Below are 16,768 nucleotides of genomic sequence, written 5' to 3'. Positions count from 1 at the left end.
TTCATGTGCAGCCTGCTGAAGAAGGGCAAGGCGCACCCGCAGTACGACGGCTCGCCCGTCGAGCTGGCCCTCGCCGCATACAACGCCGGATGGGGGCGTGTCGACCAGCACCGGGGCGTCCCCGACGAGAGGTTCGCCGATGGCCAGACGTACGACTACGTCAACATCATCATGGCGACCGCCCGGCAGTTCACTGCCCCTTCGTCCAGCGAGGAAGTGGATCTGCCCGCCGGTTACACCCTGCCCGCCGACACCCCTCGCGAGGTCCGTACCGCCGTGTCCTGGGCGCTGCAGCAGAAGGGTGGTTGGTACCACCTGGGAGGCGACTGCACCAACGCCCATGGCCAGAGTTCGGCTCACTGGTGCGACTGCTCGTCCCTGATGCAGCAGGCCTACCGGGCCGCCGGGACCAGCATTCCCCGGGTCACCTACGACCAGGTCGGCTTCGGCGACCACGTCAGCATCGACGAACCCGAGCCGGGCGACCTGGTGTTCAACCCAGGCAGCGACGGATCGGACGCGCGCCCGGGGCACGTAGGCATGTACATCGGCGACGGAAAGATCATCGAGGCGCCCCGCACCGGCGTACGGACCCGGATCGTCTCGTACAGCAGCTGGCGCCACTCCACCAGCGCCATCACCCGTATCACCGCAGTTCGCCGGGTGGTGAAGTGGTGACCCGCGCAACCGAAGGGCATCCCGCCATGCACGAGCACGAAGAGGCCTTCCACCCGTGGGGCACCGTGTCTCCCGCGTTCTGGGGAGCCCCCGCACTCGCCCCTGCCGAACACGCCGGGCTCCGGGCGCGGACACCGGAGGTGTTGCGCGAACGCCTGGCCGCGATCGCCGCTACAGCGTCCGAGGGCCGGCTGCAGGATGCCGCCTGGATGGCGTACGACCTCGACACCGAGATCGCCGCCGAGTACGGCGCCGAGCATCTGAACATCGTCCACATCCGGGAGGTTCGCGGGCACCTCGCGCATCTGGTGGGCGACCACGCCACGGCGCTCGGGTGGTATCTGCACACCGCCCGCCTGCGGGCGACGATCCAGGGGCCTCGGCATCCCGACACCGAAGAGGCGACCCGCCGCGTCTACAGCCTCTGGCGAACCGTCCCCGCCCAGGACGCCCACCGCCTCGGCATCGAGCTCCTCAGCGCGGTCACCGACATCCACGGACCCGACGCACCGGTTGCTCTCCGGACCCGCCGACGGCTGGACTCCCTCGTCCGGAACAACTGACTCCGTCCGGCTCGGCCGCGGTCCGTCTGTTGTCCGCGGACAACAGACGGTTTGTTGTCCGCGGACAACAACATGGCCGTGCGTCGAGTTGTCGTACGTGGACGCGATGTACGGACTCCGTCGGCATCCGCTGCGGGACTGCGTGACGAGTCGGTTCGAAGATGTCGCTCCGGTGCGCACGTTTCGTTGGTCGCGCGGTGAGTGTCATTTCCCGGGCTGGTACTGGGTGAGTGTCATTTCCCGGGCTGGTACTGGGTGAGTGTCATTTCCCGGGCTGGTACTGGGCGGCGACGACCGGGCGGCATGCTGATCCCCACCGAGCCGCACCGCACCGCTCATCTCAAGCGATCTCGATGCTGAGTTGGGAACCCAGTTCCTCGAAACCCAATGCGGCCGCAACACGTCGGGAGGCGGGAGGGCGCGCGCGCCACTGCGGCAACAGCCCGACAGCGAGAGCATGAGCGACCGCCGCTGAGCCCGTCACCCGTGCCAGTCCTCGCCCGCGCGTTTCTGGCGCCGTCAGTACGCCGATATGGGCCGTCCGCCTCGGCCAGGCCCGATATCCCGCAGCAGCAACCACCTGGCCATGCTCGCGGACCACGAACGCGGGCGACGTAATCTCGTCCAGAGCAGCCTCACCAGCGTCCTCATGACCCGCCACCTGCTCCAAGCTCCGCAAATCCGGGTGACCGGCTGACAGTTGCTCCACCGTCAACGCACCAGTGTCCGCCGGCCGGAATCCCGCTGCGGACACATATGACAGCGCCGCCGGCCCGAGCACCCGAGCGACCGGAAGGGCCTCCCGGACCAAAGCGCTATCCACGACGGCCTCCACCGGCAGTCTCCCCAGTGCGTCACGAACAATTCGGGCGGCACTGTCACTCGGCGCGGTCACAATCGCTGATCCGCCCAGAGCTACCACTCCGACCCAGCCAACCGGGCACAGCCCGGAGCGCGGAGAGACCACCACGTGCACACCGCCCGGCTGGGCGAACGACACCGGCACCTGGGCCAGGTGCTCCCAGAGCCCATGGGCTCGTACCACCAACGGATCAATCGACATGATCCCGATCCTGCCAGCCGAAGCAAGCCGCTGACCTGGGAATTAACGAGAGGCATCGACCGGCTACGGCACATCAACACTCTCTCGACGTCGTTCTCGGGCGAACCGGATCGACTGAGATCACATGACACGGACAGATGCAGTCCGTCTCAACGAACCAAGTCCGCATGTCTCACCCAATCCAGTCCGCGCAGATCAGCGCCATGCGGACGACAAACTTCAATGAGACAGGACACGGTCCTTCAGCGGCCGAGGCCTGGTCCTGGCCGCACCTGCGGCTGCGGCTGCGGAGAGGCGGCACGGTTGCGATGGCCGGCTTCGCGGGTAGTGCGTCGGAGGTTCTGCTCGGCCTGACGTGCGGCTGCGGCTTCCCGTGCTGCCAGCGACCGTTGTTCCGTCTCACGGACCGCCTGCCCAGGGGTGAGCCGGGCCCGTAGCTCGGCTTCCTCACGCAGCCCGCACGCCTTACGTGTCTCCAGGGCGGCAATCGTGCGCTGCTCCGCCGCCTGCCGGAGAAGTTCCTCGTGCCTGTCCGCGTCAGCACGGTTCAGGCGGACGGCGAGGGCAGGCAGTTGGGCGCGGCACTCGGCGATCCGGTCGGACAGCGGCCTGTCGGAGTCGGTTCCGGTGGATCTGTGGATCCGGTCCCTGGCGCTGTCACGCAGAGCCCGGGCCCGGGCTCGCAGTTCGGCTGCCCGGCCGTCCAGTTCCGTGATCTGCCGGGTACGGTCCTCGATCCTGGCGTGCATGACGTCGGCGGCCTCCCTCATACGGCGCCGTCCAGTGAGCACGGTCCTCTTCAGGGCGAGGCGGGCGACGATCTTCCGCTCCGCGTCGCCCTCGATACGGTTCGACTCGCGCAGCCTGGCAAGTTGGAGGTCGATGGCATCGGCCTGCTCCTCGGCACGCACAGCGCGGGCGAGATCGCTGTCCGCCGTGTCCAGGTGCCGGCTGATCTGTGCGAAGGTCCGGCGTGCCGGTGCCTGACCGGTACCGAGGACGGCGGCGAGCTCGTCGGCCTGCCGTGCGTAGGTCCGTGCCCGCTCCGTGGCGGTCGCCGCGTCCCGGTTGGCCCGCTGGACACCGGGCTCCAGGTGGGCGGTGGCCAGATGTCCCCATTCCCGTTCGTTCCAAGGCGTCACTGTCGCAGGCGGGATCGTCGGCATCGAACGCCCTGCGGTGGCGAGCTCGTCGGTGACCATGACGTCGCCGCGCTCCTCCTCCAGCAGCCGCCCGCACGCCGCGACGGCACGGTCCAGTCGTTCGCCGTCGGTACGGACTTCACCGAAGCGGATCCGGGTGACGTCGTCCTCGAGTTCGTCGAGCGGCAGGAAGAGGTGCGATCCCAGCCGGGCCCGGGACATGGCCGGGTACAGCGAACGGGAGTCGGCATGCAGGCCATAGGCGATCGTCAGGTCGGAGGTGAGGCCCTGGGCGGAACCGATCGTCATGGCGTAGCCGTGGGTCAGCCGGCCCTCGGCGATGTCCTTCTTCGACATCCACGCGGCCTGTGTGTCGTGCCCGCCGCCGGGGCGTCGACGGCGCCATTCGACCCGTACCCCCCGCTCGTCGTCTACTTCGAGGACAACGCCGCGGAAGCCGTTGAGCACGTCGGGCTGGGAAAGGTCGCGGCGGGAGCGGTAGTCGTTGCGCCGGATGTGGACCAGGTCTCCGGCGGCGAAGGCGACCCGGCCGCCGCCGGCAACTGCGTACGTACGGCCCGCGTCCAGTTCTCCGGAGGCGACCAGGACGGCGCGGGCCCCTGCGTTGAGCGCGGCCACGTCCGCCCGCCGTGCGGCGAGCAGCAGCAGATCGGCGACCTGCCCGTGTGGATCCCCGGACCATCGGCCGCGTACCTCGTTCCAGCGCGCGAGCATGGAGGTCAGGGCCTCGGTGGCGGTGTCATCAGCGTGTACGTGACCGTGTGCGGCGTACGCCGAAATGGCTGTCGTACGGCCTCCATCGCGCCAGTCCTGCAGCGCCGCTCTCTCGACGACGTCTCGCTGACGCCGGTTCTCCGTCAGTTGCAGCCCGTCGACGAGCCGGTGGATCCGGGCGAAGCCGCCGCCGATGCCGACGGCGCGCAGCTGCAGCGGATCGCCGACACCGGCGATCTTCGTGCCGGTCCGGGCGGCATGGCGGAGCAACGCGGCGAGGGCGCGGTCGTCGACCATGGCTGCCTCGTCGATGACCATGACGCCAACGCCATGGAGACCGCGTCCGCCGCTGATCTCGCGCGTCCAGGCCGCGATCGTCCGGGACTCGATGCCTGCCTCGGCGGCAAGGTTCGCGGCCGCCACGGCCGCCGTGCTCGCTCCGGCAACGGTCAGGCCGGCGGCCTCCCACCCGGCCCTGGCGGCACTCATCAATGTGGTCTTGCCCGCACCCGCGACGCCGATCACGGCGTCGGTCCCGTGCCCGGCGGTGAGCAGACGCATCACGACGGCGCGCTGCTGAGGAGAGAACCGGAAGGCGCGGCCGGACATGGACTGGGCGACTTCTACGGTGGCGATCGTCAGCTCGGCGGCCTCGGGCGTCAGCTGCGCCAGGCCCGCACCCAGACCGGCCGTCGCGCACTCGATGATGGTCTGCTCGGCCGCGACGACGCCGCTGTGCGTGTAGCGCTGACGGTGTGTGCGGTGGTGCCGGTTGGAATCCGCGAGACGTACGGCATGCCCGTCGACGGGCAGGACCTCGTCGGTCAGCGCGACCAGCTGGTCCTTGCTCAACAGGTAGGGCAGCGTCCGTGTGACGGCGGCCATGACGTGGGTATGGGTGACAGCCTTCCGGGCTGCGGTCAACCCGTGTTCGGGATCCCAGATCTGCGAGGCAATCTCCTGCGGACCTGGCATCAGCGGCCGGTCACCACCAGGCCATGACGGTGCGGGCCCGTCGGGCCCGGGAAGTGCGGCCGCGACCATCGCGTCAACGGCAGCCTCGCTGCCCAGCACCGCCGCGGCGCGCGTCCGCCAGTTGTGGCGTGGCGCCTCTGCCGCCGCCTCGTCCTTGGCCTGGGCCGTCCACCTCGCGGCGGCCCTCATCCGATCACGGCCGGCGTCCCTGCCGACGAGGGCGAGGACTTGCTGCCGGCGACGCGAGAAGGCACTGCGCAGGTCCCCGTCGACGCCTACGAGTTCCCACGCCCCTGTGCTCTCGCTGCGGACGAACCGCGCACCGTGACGCTCGATCAGCCGGGCGCGCAGCCGGGCCTCGGCAATCTCGTTGATCAGGTGCACGTGCCGGAGCAGGTCCTCCGCCCCGGCCGCGATGGTGCGCCACTTCCCGTCCTCGCAGCGCGCCATGTGCGCAATGTTGACGTGAACATGCAGGTGCGGGTCACCCGGGGATGCGTCCACCGGTCGGGCGGAGCGATGCAGCGTCGTCCAGCCGATCAGCCCGGAGGTGGCCACCCGCTCGGCGCGCTGCCCGTCACCGTGGTGACCGGCCATGCCATAGGCCGTCCACTCCTCCAGAGCCCCGACTGCTTCGGTCACCGAGGCCATCCACTCGCCCTCGATCGCCGCGGCCAGTTCCTCGCCGGCGAGCGCGTACGCGGTGCTGATGGATTTCGGGAGGTCGAGAGAGAGGTCGACGCCGCGCAGTCCGACGTCGACGCGATGGTTGCGCCACCGGTTCGCCTCGGCGATCACATCGCCACCGTAGAGCTGCTCGACCGACAGCCCGGCCGCCGCTGCCAGACGCCCGGCATCGCCGACCGGCAGCAGGTGCGCCTCCCCGTCGCGGACGATCCCGCGTTCGGCACGTGCGAATCGGCTCGCCAGCGCCTCGTTGCCGAGGTACTGCGCAGCAGTCATCCCGTCGGCGGCTGCGAGCTCGGTGATGGCGTCGACCACTACGCGCGCGGTCACCTTTCCGCGCGGGTCCAGCTCCCGCTTGCGCTTCACCAACTGCTCACCGGTACGCCAGTCCCGGCCGTCCATCAGCGCCCGCGCGGCATCGGGATCGACAGGCTCTCCCGCGACCAGGCCCAGCTCCGTCAGCCCGCTCCCGATCCACCGCAGGTCACTCGCGGCCGCGAGCCGGTACTCGACCTCGGCATCCGACGACTGGTCACAGCCACAGTCTTCTGCGAGCCGGTACTCGACCTGCTCGGGAGCCACGATCGGGGTCGCCCATCCCATGGCCGGCCCCTTCCCTGACGACTCGTCCGCTCAGCGAACCATGATCATTTTTTGATGATACCTGAAGTACTTTCCATTTTTGGGCGCTGGAGCCTCTGGTCGCGGGAGCTGTGGTCGGTTTGTTGTCCGCGGACAACAAATGTCGGACGACGTCAGAACGTCAGTGGGAGACGACACGAGATGTCAGTGGTCGGCGACATGAGGTGTGTCAGTAGGCGGTGACGGCTCGGAGAGCATCCGCAGGCTGTACGCGACGTGGCCGGGGAGGACGTCGATGATGTCGCCGCGGGTGACCATGTCGGCGGTCGTGAGGTCTTCGAGGGCCTGGCGCTGGGCGGCGTCGCCGGGGTCAATGCCGCCGTCGCCCCAGACGCGCAGGCGTTTCGAGGGTCAGGACGGAACCCGGCGGCGGCGAAGGCGCAGCAGTACCCCGCCCACAGCCAGTGTCGCCACGGCGCCCGACGCGATACCGATGGCCAATCCGCCACCGAAGCCTGGCCCTTCGTTCGATGCCGCGGTCTCGTCCTGACCCGATACCGTCACTTTCGAGCGCAGGACGATCGCGGGGTAGTCGCACACGTAGTCGCGGTCCTTTTCCGTCACACAGTCGGCGCTCTTGTGTCGTAGCGTGAATGTCACCGGATACGTTCCGGGCTTCACCGTCTTCTTGATCCGGCCCGCGCCCACCCAGGCGCTCTTGGTGTCACCGAGGGCGGTGTCGTCGGTCAGCGCAGGGCTTGAGACCTCAACTGCCGTCGGGTGCGGGTTGCCGGGGCGTTCCTTGACCGTGAGGTTCACTACCTCGCCAGGCGCCGCAGGGCCACCGACGGAGCCGTACCCCTGCTTGGGGAAGGGGAGCTGATCGGCGTGGGCCGCTCCGGCCTGCCCGAGCAACATCAACGGCAAGGCAATTGCGGCAAGTCCGCAGCGGATGGACGAACGTGTGAAGTCGATCATTTGTGCTTCCCCGTGCCAGTAGTGGTCATACGATCTTGACTGACCTCGACGCAGCCACGCCAGGCGGCGTGGCATGCGTCTCTTTTCATGTGGGGGAACAACCATGAGATTACGCAGAGCGCTGGGTACTGCGGCGGGCGCCGCAGCACTCATGCTACTGCCGGGTTTTCCGGCGATTGCCGACCAAGGCGATCCGACTCCCTCGGGGAACGCCACCCCGAGCACCCCGGCGGAGCAGTCCTCCGTTTCGCCGCCTGCCGTCCCGGAGCAGCCTTCTGTTCCGTCGGCCTCCGTCCCGCCGGAGGAGTCTTCCGCTTCGCCGACCGCCGCTCCGGAGGAGCAGTCTTCCGTTCCGTCGGCCCCTGTCCCAGAGGAGCGGTCTTCCGTTCCGTCGGCCCCTGTCCCAGAGGAGCGGTCTTCCGTTCCGTCGACCCCTGTCCCGGCAGGCGGGGACGACGACGCGCGCGGGTTCACGCCGGCTGACGCCGACGACTACTGGACGCCGGAGCGCATGCGGGCCGCGAAGCCCGTCAAGGAGCAGGAGGCCAAGCACTTTCCCGCTCCGACCAGGATGGATCGCGCCGCCAGCCGGCCGTTCGAAGGGTTGCCCATCGTCGGCACCTTCTTCTGGAACGACGGCACCGAAACCGGCCGCTTCTGCGGTGGCACGGTCGTCAAGAGCCCCAGCAAGAACATCGTGATGAGCGCCGGTCACTGCTTCGACGACCAGGACGCACGCAAGAACCTCGCGTTCGTCCCACAGTACGACGACGGGAAGAAGCCGCACGGCTCCTTCACCGTCAAGCCTGGGCGTATCTACGTCGACAAGCGGTACCTGTCCAAGGGCCCGGACGCCGCGGCCGACCTCGACTTCAACTTCCTGCAGCTCGAACCGCGCGGCGGCAAGAACGTCGAGGACGTCGTCGGCGGTGCCGAGCTGATGATCAACGCCGGGTACAACCACGACCCCGCCCGTCTCATCGGCTACCCGGCCAACCAGAAACGCCCGCTGGACTGCACGGACAAGACCGTCCGTTACGACAGCACCGACCCCAAGATCCCGGGCAGCTTCCTGCGCATCGCCTGTGACAAGTACTCGGGTGGTGCCTCCGGTGGCCCGTTCCTCATCAAGCGGGGCAGCGGCTGGGGCGTCATCGGCGTCATCGGCGGCTGGAAGACGGGCGGCGACAAGGACGACATCTCCTACAGCTCCTACCTCGACGGCGACGCCAAGGCGCTGTACGACGACGCGGTCAACAACCGTCAGCCGGCGGGCCGTGGTGTCCTGGGCAAGGCCGAGACCTGGCAGCATGCCGACGTCATGACGGGTGGCTACTTCACTGACGGCAATCCGGGATCCTGGGACTACTCCGACCTGATCGTGCGCTGGTCCGACGGCGAGCTGACCTTGTACCGCGGTGCCGGGGAGGAAGCCGACAACTTCGACAAGGAGATTCGTCTCGTCGCGCCCAACGGTACCTGGAAGCACGCCGCGACCATGGCCGCGGGCGACTTCACCGGGGCCGACCGCGACGACCTCATCGTCCGATGGACGGACGGCGAACTGACGCTCTATCCCGATGTCGACGAGAAGGGGCTCCACGGCGAGGTACAGCTACAGAAGCCCAACGACCTGTGGAAGCACGCCACTTCCATCACCGGTGGTCGCTACACGACCAGCAACAAGTGGGCCGACGATCTCCTGGTCCGCTGGAGCGACGGTGAAGTCACCCTGTACACCGACGTCAACCGCGACGGCTTCCACGGCGAGAAGAAAATCGCCGCGCCCAACGGCACCTGGAAGCACGCCTCGACGATCACGTCGGGCGACTTCACCGGCAACGACCAGCACGACCTCATCGTGCGCTGGACGGACGGCGAACTGACCCTCTACAAGGACATCGACCAGAACGGTTTCCACGGCGAGATCCAGGTCAAGAAGCCCAACCGGCTCTGGACGCACGCCACCATCCTGGGCGCCGGCGACTACACGGACAACCGCCACCCGGACGACTTCCTGGTGCGGTGGTCCGACGGTGAGGTGTCCATGTACCCGGATGCCGACGAGACCGGCCTGAACCGCGAGATCACGCTGGTGTACCCGCCTGCGTAGAGCCTCCCGCCGGCTGGAGAAGGGCTTTCCCCTGCGGAGAGCCCTTCTCCAGCCGGATCGCCCTCCTCACATCCGGGAGGGCTTCTTCTTGTCGAAGAGCCAGGTGTTGAAGAGCGCGGTCAAGTCCTTCCCGGACTTGCTCTCGCACAGGGCGATGAACTGCCGGGTGTCAGCATTGCCGTGCCGGTGCTGCCGGGTCCAGGCACGAAGGATGCCGAAGAAGGTCTCGTCGCCGACGGCCCTGCGCACCTTGTGCACGACCATGGCACCGCGTCCGTAGACGGGCGGGTCGGAGACGCGCCCTCCGCTGGGCGGATCCGCTGGCGGGAACGCCCAGATGCCCTCGCTCTCGGCGTCCGTGCCGTCGTAGAAGTCCTTGAAGATCTCCGTGGTGCTCCTGTTGCCCCGCTCCTCCTCCCAAAGCCACTCCGCGTAGGTGGCCAGACCCTCGCTGAGCCACATGTCCTTCCACTTGCGCGGGGTGACGGAGTTGCCGAACCACTGGTGTGCCAGTTCGTGCACGAGCAGCGCCTCTTCGGGCACCTCGCCGAAGTAGGGCTTGGTCTGGGTCTCCAGGGCGTAGTCGAGCCCGGGCAGGTGGTCGACGATGGCACCGGTCGAGGAGAAGGGGTAGGGACCGAAGCGTTTGCCGGCCCAGTCGACGATCTCGGGCACCAGGTCTGCGACATCGGCGGAGTCTTCGGCCTCGTCGGGGTCGATGGCGACGTAGACGGGCACGTCATCGTCCGTCCAGCCCTTGTGGATCTCGAAGTAACCGACGGAGACGTGTGCGAGGTAGCTGGCCATGGGCTCCTCAGTGCGCCAGTGCCGGGTCACCGTTTTACCCTTGTCCTCCTCCGTGATCAGCTCACCGTTGCTGATCACGTCGTAGGGGTCGCCGTCCTCGTCCTTGGGCACGGTGACCGTGGTGTCGTACGTGGCCTTGTCCGACGGGTGATGGTTGCCCGGGAACCAGGTCATGGAGCCGGACAGCTGACCCAGGGCCGTCGAGCCGTCGTCGGTCTCTATCCAGCCTTCCAGGCCTCCGTCGTCGTCCTTGAGCGTGCGCGGTGTGCCGTCGTAGGTGATGACTGTCTTGAAGACTTCGCGGTTCCTCACCGTCTTCGCCGGTGTCACGAGCAGCTCGTCCCCCGAGCGAGCGACTTGGGCCTTGGCTCCTTGCACCGTGGTGGTGCGTACCCGCAGCCCTGACAGGTCGAGGTTGAAGCGGCTCAGGTCCTGGGTGGCCCGCGCTGTGATGACCGCCGTGCCCTTCAGGTGGTTGGTCTCGGGCATGTAATCCAGCGTCAGCCCGTAGTGCACCACGTCATAGCCGCCATTGCCGAGCGCTGGGAACAGCCGATCCCCCACTCCGGCCGTACCGGGCTTTCCGACGACGGCACCGTTTCCCGGTGCGGAGCCGGTGCAGGACGTCGTCACGGCCAGGAGGAGTGCTGTGGCCGGAGCCCAGCCGGACAGACGGCCCGGGACCGCCGCCCGAGGCCGGCTGCCCTTCGCCATATGCGGTTTCATCTCGTGTCTCCCATCGATCGCAGGACGCGAGACGTCAGAAAGCCGGCATCGTCTATTGGTTGCTTCAAGATGGGCAAAAGTTCTTCACGCGCCTTGCGGCTGACATAGCGACGTTCGTGATCCGTGATCAAGGTGAGCATGGGCCGCGCTGACCACCGGCCTTCGGCTCTGCACGGGGGAGAGAGGTTGTCGGCGTGCAGCCGTCCGTCGCACTCGTACGGGTCGTCCAGGCCGTTCATCACGGCAGTGGAAGCGGCATCGAGGACATCGGCGAACGCGTCGTGCACTCCGGCCTGCTTGCACCTCCACGACGTCGTCGTGGGTGGCGCCGCGCCGGATGGCGTCGGCGAGCAGGCGCAGGGCGGCGGCCGCGGCCACCGGGGTGAGGTTGGCCAGGGTCTCGTCGGTGCCAGCGGGCACATCCGCAGCCTGCTCGCCGAACTCCAGCCCCACTGACACTTCCGTGGCAGAACCACTGACGTTGTCGTGGCAGACGACGGTCCGCGGACGACAAACCGACCGCGGCCGGCTTCGTTCTGATGCCGTTGGATATCGAGATGTCAGTAGGGCCGGACACCGGATGTCAGCGAGTTGGTCATCGGGGACGTCAGTGGGGCAGTGGCGGCACGGAAGTGGTTCGGGTGCCTTGTCCGTCAGCGCGCGGCACCCCAGTTCATGCTGACCACGGCGTACGCCTCCCCGTTTCCCGGCGGCCGCGTCCATGAGCGGGTGATGAACGTGTGCAGCCGTCCGTTCGTGATCGCGTGGCGCGGCAGTTGGACACCGAACTCGCCGGTCACGGCCTCCAGTAGCGGCCGTTCCGCCTCGGTTGCCTCCTCCCCGGAGCCGACGAACCGCTCCGGGTCCAGTGCCCGTGGTATCTCCCCGGTCCGGCGTATCTCTCCGCCCGCGTACGTGAAGGCGTACTGCTCGGCACCGTCCTGCGCTACGGAGAGGTGGAAGAACGGTGCCCCGCGCCAGGTCCTCAGACCGCTCCACACGACCACCGCGCGGGTGCCCGCGCTGGCGGCCGCAGCCGGGGAGACGAACCGCTGCGGGTCGAAATGCGCAGGGTCGCTGTCGAAGGCGAAGCTCCAACGGGTGCCGGCCCGGCCGACCGCCATGAGGGCTTTGTCGTCGTAGGACGAGAACTCCCTCTGTCCGCGGAGCGATCGGTGGCGGGCTTCGTCGAAAGTCATGGGATCGTCCAGCGCTGTCTCGTTCCCGTCCTCGAGGCGTCCGGGCAAGTCCTCCGGCTGCACACCTTCGACCAGGACGAACCGGTAGGACGTGAGGTTGTCGTGGGGGTCGGGGTCCGCGAGCCACGCCAGGTTGTCCGGGTCGAGGCCGGCCGTCGGGCTCGGTGCCTCACCCGCCTGCCCGCCCCTGGGGGTGGACAGCAGCTCGCGGCCCCGTTCCGGGGTCAACAGGGGTCCGAGCAGAGGGTCGGCCACCCATCCCAGCGGCGCCAGGTGGTCGGGTCCCAGCGGCTGCCATACCGGCAGAGCGTCTATCAGTGTCCGCCATGCCCCGTCGGTATTGCCCCACCGAGCCAGCTCCCGTGCCCGTTCGACCGCTTCCCCGAACGGTCCGGCCGCCGCGTACCGGTACGTGCCGTTGCGTACCTGCTCCAGCGTCGCGTAGGCCAGCGACACCACGTCGTCACCGACTCCCCGCAGGTGGAACATCAGTGTGGAGTCGTCCCTGTACGAGTGCGCCGCGTGCTCGGCGACCAGCGCCGGCAGCAGCTCGGGCGCGTACTGCGGATCGGTCACCACGTCCTCGAAGTACACCATGTAGGTCCGTCCGAGCAGGCGGCGTATCTGGTCACCCAGCCCGGCGGCCCGCGGTCTGCCGTACTCCCTTGCCTCGTCCAGCGCGTGCCCGGCCCGTTCCCAGTCGCCGCGCAGCGCCTCCAGCCGGGCCTGCTCCATCCGGGCATCCAGCTCTCGCGTCGTGTCGTTGGCGAACTCCGGCTCCCCGTCGGCCGGGCGTGCCCGCAGGCAGTGGAACTCCCGGTACATGCCCCGCATGAACTCGACGAAGTTCGCGTACCGCTCGGGTGGCGCGGCCCGCCAGCTCGCCCACGTGTACACGGCCCACTCGCCATCCTCGTCCACGTCCTCGGGATCCAAGAGGACGTGGATGCTGTCGGACTCGACGTCGAGCTGGAGCCCGCGCCGCCAGACGTCCGCTTCCCGCCGCTCGTCGGGTCCGGCGTCGTCGTCCAGGTACTCCTCGAACATGTCCGCCAGTCCGGACTCGTTGTTGTGCCAGCGCACGTCCGTGGTCCCCGCCAGTAGCCAGATGAACCCGCCAGCGTGCTGCCACCCGTCGCTGACCTTGAGGAATTCCCGGTACGACGGGGGCATCCGTCGGCCGAGGCGCTCCTCCATGGCTGCGATCCGCTCCTCGGACGCCGGCGGGAACCCCAACCACCGAGCCCGCCGGGCGGCTTCGTCCCTCTCACTCTGCGTCTCATCATCGGGCAGGAAATCCAACCACTCCTCGCTCCATCTGAGCAGGAACGGCCGCCAGTCGAACGGTGTCGTATTCGTCATGCGCCCGATGCTGCCATCCACCGCTGACACAACTCTGCGATGCCTGGCGGCATTGGGCGGCTACTGACACTTCTCATGGCCAACCCGATGACGTTCTCGCGTCCAACGACAGGGAGTGGATGTGGAACTCGCCCGGCGAGAGTGTCGCTGGGGCCATCCCCGCGGGCGCGGGGAGCAGGTGGAGCCGGTGAGGGTGAAGTTCACGGCCTCGGAACCATCCCCGCGGGCGCGGGGAGCAGACTCAGCCAGGTGTCCACCAACTGGAATGGCGGGGACCATCCCCGCGGGCGCGGGGAGCAGCGGTCGGGCCGGTGACGGCGGTAGGCTCTCCCGGGACCATCCCCGCGGGCGCGGGGAGCAGGCTCCCTGACCTGCCATTCTTCCCTCAGTCGAGGCGCTTTTGAAGCAGTTTCAGCGAATCCGGCATTGAACCAAAAACCGACCTTTCGCCAGCAAGGCGCCGCTGGGGCTGTGACGGGCCCGCGGTCATCGATGTTCAGCGACTGCCCCAACCGGGCAGTCCCGCCCAGCCGACCGCACCCACCTGTAGCTCGACGTCCGGTGGCCCGTCTCCCTCTTCGGGAACAGGCGGGCCACCGGACGCCGGAGGCACGACCGCTGGTCGTGCCATGGACGGGCTTCGCTGCAACAAAGACCGCCCGATCCCCTGTTGTATCGAGTGGCAACGGCCGGGGAGACCGCGATCATAGGCCGCGGATGAAGAGCGGCAGAGGAAACGTTCTGAGATGCACCGCCGTTAGCCCCGTATCGAATCGATCTTGAACGAGCCCGAGACTAGGGGCCAGACGAGAGAGATATGTCGCCTACGAATCGGCGGTGAGGAAGGCGTGCGAAAGGAGCCGGGGCAGGCCAGGACAGCGGGAATGCCAGCGGGAAGGCCGGGCTCGATCCACCCCGTGACATACCGCTGGAGGGCACACGGGCGCGACGCATCGGCGCGATGCCGAAACCGGTGAGATGCGGTGCAGAGCGCAGCAGGAAACGCGCGAGTGGCCTGCTTCGCCGGGCGGAGTCCTGTCGCAGGCCGGCGGCGGCCTGCCTGCGCTGCTCAACCGCAGAGCAGCCTGTCCTGAACGGGCTTCGTCGACCCGAGACGACCGCCGAGCAGTGACCCCACCTCTCGAATGGGAAGCAGACATGCCGCCCGGACCCCTGCTGGCCTCTTCCCGACGTCGGCGCTTGTGCGTCGGCCACCCACCAGGCCGTGAGGCGAACGTCTGGCGTAGCCACTTGAGCCCGTTCCGGTGGGGCCAGAACCCGTCGGAGACAGGCAGATCCTTGGAGACGGCGATTCCCCCGTCCCCAGGCCAACTGCCCACACTGGACTGGTGCAGTCTCGGCGGCAGCCCGATGGCGGTCGCCCGCAGCGAAATCAGTGCCGTCTCGCGAGAGCTCAACCGCGACTGGCGGCGCAGTAACCGCACGGCACGGGCGAGGGTGAGGACGAGTTGACGTTTGGCCGGCTCGACCGCAGAGGCAGGGACCGGCTCTTCTCGCACGGACGAGAAGCGTTCCGCGTCCAGTACCAAGATCATTGCCATGTCAGGTCCCTCCCTCTCGCTCGGCTGGAGATCGTCAGGTGCCCGGTCGACCCCGGTCGCCCTGTGCGTTGATGTCCCCAAACATTCGTTGTTTCATCCGTCCCAGGCAAGGTCTCACAGAGGGCAGAAGCGGGACCACTGCCGGTCGCCACGAAACACAGGGCACGGGGTGCGTCGGATGACCTGGGTCTTTGTACTGACGGGCTGTCACCGCAACACGGGACGCGATGAAACGCGGGCACTGGAACGGCCTTTACCGCGTTGAAGCGGGGGCAGGAAGGTGTCCAATGAGGCTCTGGATCCTCCGGCTCTGCAAGGCCGGGGGATCGTCGCATACGGAGCCTCGCGTCGAGTGGCAACGACCGAGGAGAAAAATGAATATTCGCGAGCACGCGCACGCATCGTGTGTGCAGAGCCCGGTGAGGAATGGCAGCTCTCTGCTGCCGACTCCGGCCGTGGTCATCATCGTGGTGGTGGTGAGCCTGACCGCCGGCCTGGCGGCCTGGTGGCAGAACCTGGAGACCGTCATCGCAACGATCACCATCGGCGGCCTGCTGGCGGTGGAACTCGTCCGCCGGACGGTCGCTGTGTTCTCCGCACACCGCGTGTAGGGGGAGCGTCATGGGGTGCGACACCAGCGCCCTGGCGACGCCCGCACCCGTAGCTGAGCTGGCGCAGTGGCTTGGGTCGCTGCGCCAGCGCTCGGGTTTGAGCTATCGCCAGATGGCGCATCTTGCGACTCGTGAATCTCACCAGCCGGTCTCTCACCTGCGGTTCTTCCAGGCTGACCGAGGCAATCGGCTGCCCACCTGGGCTGTCGTCCAGGACTACGTCCGCGTGTGCGGCGGGGACGAACGGCACGCCGAGCGCCTGTGGAAGAAGGCGGAAGCCGCTATGGCCCCGCCCGGCACCCGGCCGCAGCACCGCCGTCCCGTGCTCCCACCTCAGTACATCTGTGAGCCGCTCGAACTGCTGGACGCCATGCGCGCCCTGCGGTTCGACCACGGCAACAAGACCCTGCGAAAGCTGGAGCTGGCTGCCATCGAGAACGGCGTCAGCTTCCTGCCGCGCAGCTCTCTGAGCGCGGTCCTCAGCGGCAAGCGGACGCCCTCCAAGACCCTTCTGCTCACCTTCGTGAGGGTGTGCGGCAGGGTGCAGCCCGGAACACCCGAAGCCCTGCTGTGGGAGCAGGCTTGGGAGCGAGTCAACGCCTACCGGCGCGGCCTGCCTGCGCCCACTACCGGGCAGTTGCAGCAGACGGAGCGGCAACGGGCGGAGCCGCATGCGGTTCCCCTCCTCTCCGAACCAGAGCCGCCCGCTCTCCGCGGCTGGTCAGCGAGTCCATCACGGTGGCGGCAACGGGCGGGGAAGCTGCTGCACCAGGCCCTACAGCCGTCCCCACGCCCCGTCACCCGATACGGAAACTGACCCCGGTAAATGGGGCGCCGCCCGCGCGACACAGGCTGGGCGGCGCTCCCTCGCATCAGGTGGTCGGGCGGCACGTGACTGATGAGCCGCGCCACGCGGCCGGGAACTTTGCCGTACACAACCGCCCATGCAACTGACACTTCTTGTCTCGGAACGGCTGGCGTTCCC

The 16,768-nt window shown here is 68.2% G+C and carries 12 protein-coding genes; 6 read left to right on the top strand and 6 right to left on the bottom strand.

What is annotated here, in order from left to right; translation table 11 throughout:
* The first annotated feature begins 3 nt into the window (after nt 1-3).
* Entirely contained in the window at nt 4-678 is a 675-nt protein-coding gene (locus OG978_RS47910) for a C40 family peptidase (RefSeq protein ID WP_326771123.1), read from the top strand.
* 26 nt (nt 679-704) lie between these two features.
* Nucleotides 705-1,241, top strand: a complete 537-nt coding sequence (locus OG978_RS47905) for a hypothetical protein (protein ID WP_326771122.1) — start codon at nt 705-707, stop codon at nt 1,239-1,241.
* A gap of 340 nt (nt 1,242-1,581) precedes the next feature.
* Here the strand turns inward: OG978_RS47905 and OG978_RS47900 are convergent, their stop codons facing one another.
* From OG978_RS47900 to OG978_RS47890, 3 genes are all read right to left on the bottom strand, one after another.
* Nucleotides 1,582-2,304 carry a GNAT family N-acetyltransferase gene (locus tag OG978_RS47900; protein WP_326771121.1) on the bottom strand — a complete coding sequence of 241 codons (723 nt, stop codon included), beginning with the start codon at nt 2,302-2,304 and terminating at the stop codon, nt 1,582-1,584.
* Between the two features lie 242 nt (nt 2,305-2,546).
* Nucleotides 2,547-6,446: a MobF family relaxase gene (mobF, locus tag OG978_RS47895; RefSeq protein ID WP_326771120.1), complete on the bottom strand. Its 3,900-nt coding sequence runs from the start codon at nt 6,444-6,446 to the stop codon at nt 2,547-2,549.
* Nucleotides 6,447-6,836: 390 nt separating this feature from the next.
* Nucleotides 6,837-7,478 (bottom strand): hypothetical protein, encoded by a 642-nt coding sequence (locus OG978_RS47890; RefSeq protein WP_326771119.1) that lies wholly within the window; start codon nt 7,476-7,478, stop codon nt 6,837-6,839.
* A 436-nt stretch (nt 7,479-7,914) separates the two neighbouring features.
* On the opposite strand from OG978_RS47890, the gene OG978_RS47885 reads away from it, so the two are divergent.
* On the top strand, nt 7,915-9,516 hold the full coding sequence (locus tag OG978_RS47885) for a trypsin-like serine peptidase (protein ID WP_326771118.1): 1,602 nt from the start codon (nt 7,915-7,917) through the stop codon (nt 9,514-9,516).
* Between the two features lie 66 nt (nt 9,517-9,582).
* Here the strand turns inward: OG978_RS47885 and OG978_RS47880 are convergent, their stop codons facing one another.
* On the bottom strand, nt 9,583-11,049 hold the full coding sequence (locus OG978_RS47880; protein WP_326771117.1) for a M1 family metallopeptidase: 1,467 nt from the start codon (nt 11,047-11,049) through the stop codon (nt 9,583-9,585).
* Nucleotides 11,046-11,336, bottom strand: coding sequence for a hypothetical protein (locus OG978_RS47875; protein WP_326771116.1), 291 nt, complete (start codon nt 11,334-11,336; stop codon nt 11,046-11,048). The genes OG978_RS47880 and OG978_RS47875 overlap by 4 nt, the downstream gene beginning before the upstream one ends.
* 10 nt (nt 11,337-11,346) lie before the next feature.
* Here OG978_RS47875 and OG978_RS47870 point away from each other — a divergent pair, with 10 nt between their 5' ends.
* The gene (locus tag OG978_RS47870) at nt 11,347-11,505 is read left to right on the top strand and encodes a hypothetical protein (protein WP_326771115.1); all 159 of its coding nucleotides are present in this window, start codon (nt 11,347-11,349) and stop codon (nt 11,503-11,505) included.
* A 197-nt stretch (nt 11,506-11,702) separates the two neighbouring features.
* Here the strand turns inward: OG978_RS47870 and OG978_RS47865 are convergent, their stop codons facing one another.
* The gene (locus tag OG978_RS47865; protein WP_326771114.1) at nt 11,703-13,610 is read right to left on the bottom strand and encodes an SMI1/KNR4 family protein; all 1,908 of its coding nucleotides are present in this window, start codon (nt 13,608-13,610) and stop codon (nt 11,703-11,705) included.
* 1,936 nt (nt 13,611-15,546) lie between these two features.
* Between OG978_RS47865 and OG978_RS47860 the strand changes: the two genes are divergently transcribed.
* Nucleotides 15,547-15,783, top strand: coding sequence for a hypothetical protein (locus tag OG978_RS47860; RefSeq protein WP_326771113.1), 237 nt, complete (start codon nt 15,547-15,549; stop codon nt 15,781-15,783).
* A gap of 10 nt (nt 15,784-15,793) precedes the next feature.
* The gene (locus OG978_RS47855) at nt 15,794-16,600 is read left to right on the top strand and encodes a hypothetical protein (protein ID WP_326771112.1); all 807 of its coding nucleotides are present in this window, start codon (nt 15,794-15,796) and stop codon (nt 16,598-16,600) included.
* Nucleotides 16,601-16,768: the final 168 nt, after the last annotated feature.

It is taken from the genome of Streptomyces sp. NBC_01591, from assembly GCF_035918155.1.
Taxonomy (GTDB): Bacteria; Actinomycetota; Actinomycetes; order Streptomycetales; family Streptomycetaceae; genus Streptomyces.
Note: the sequence above shows the minus strand (reverse complement) of the source record. Positions and strands in the feature narration are given on the sequence as shown.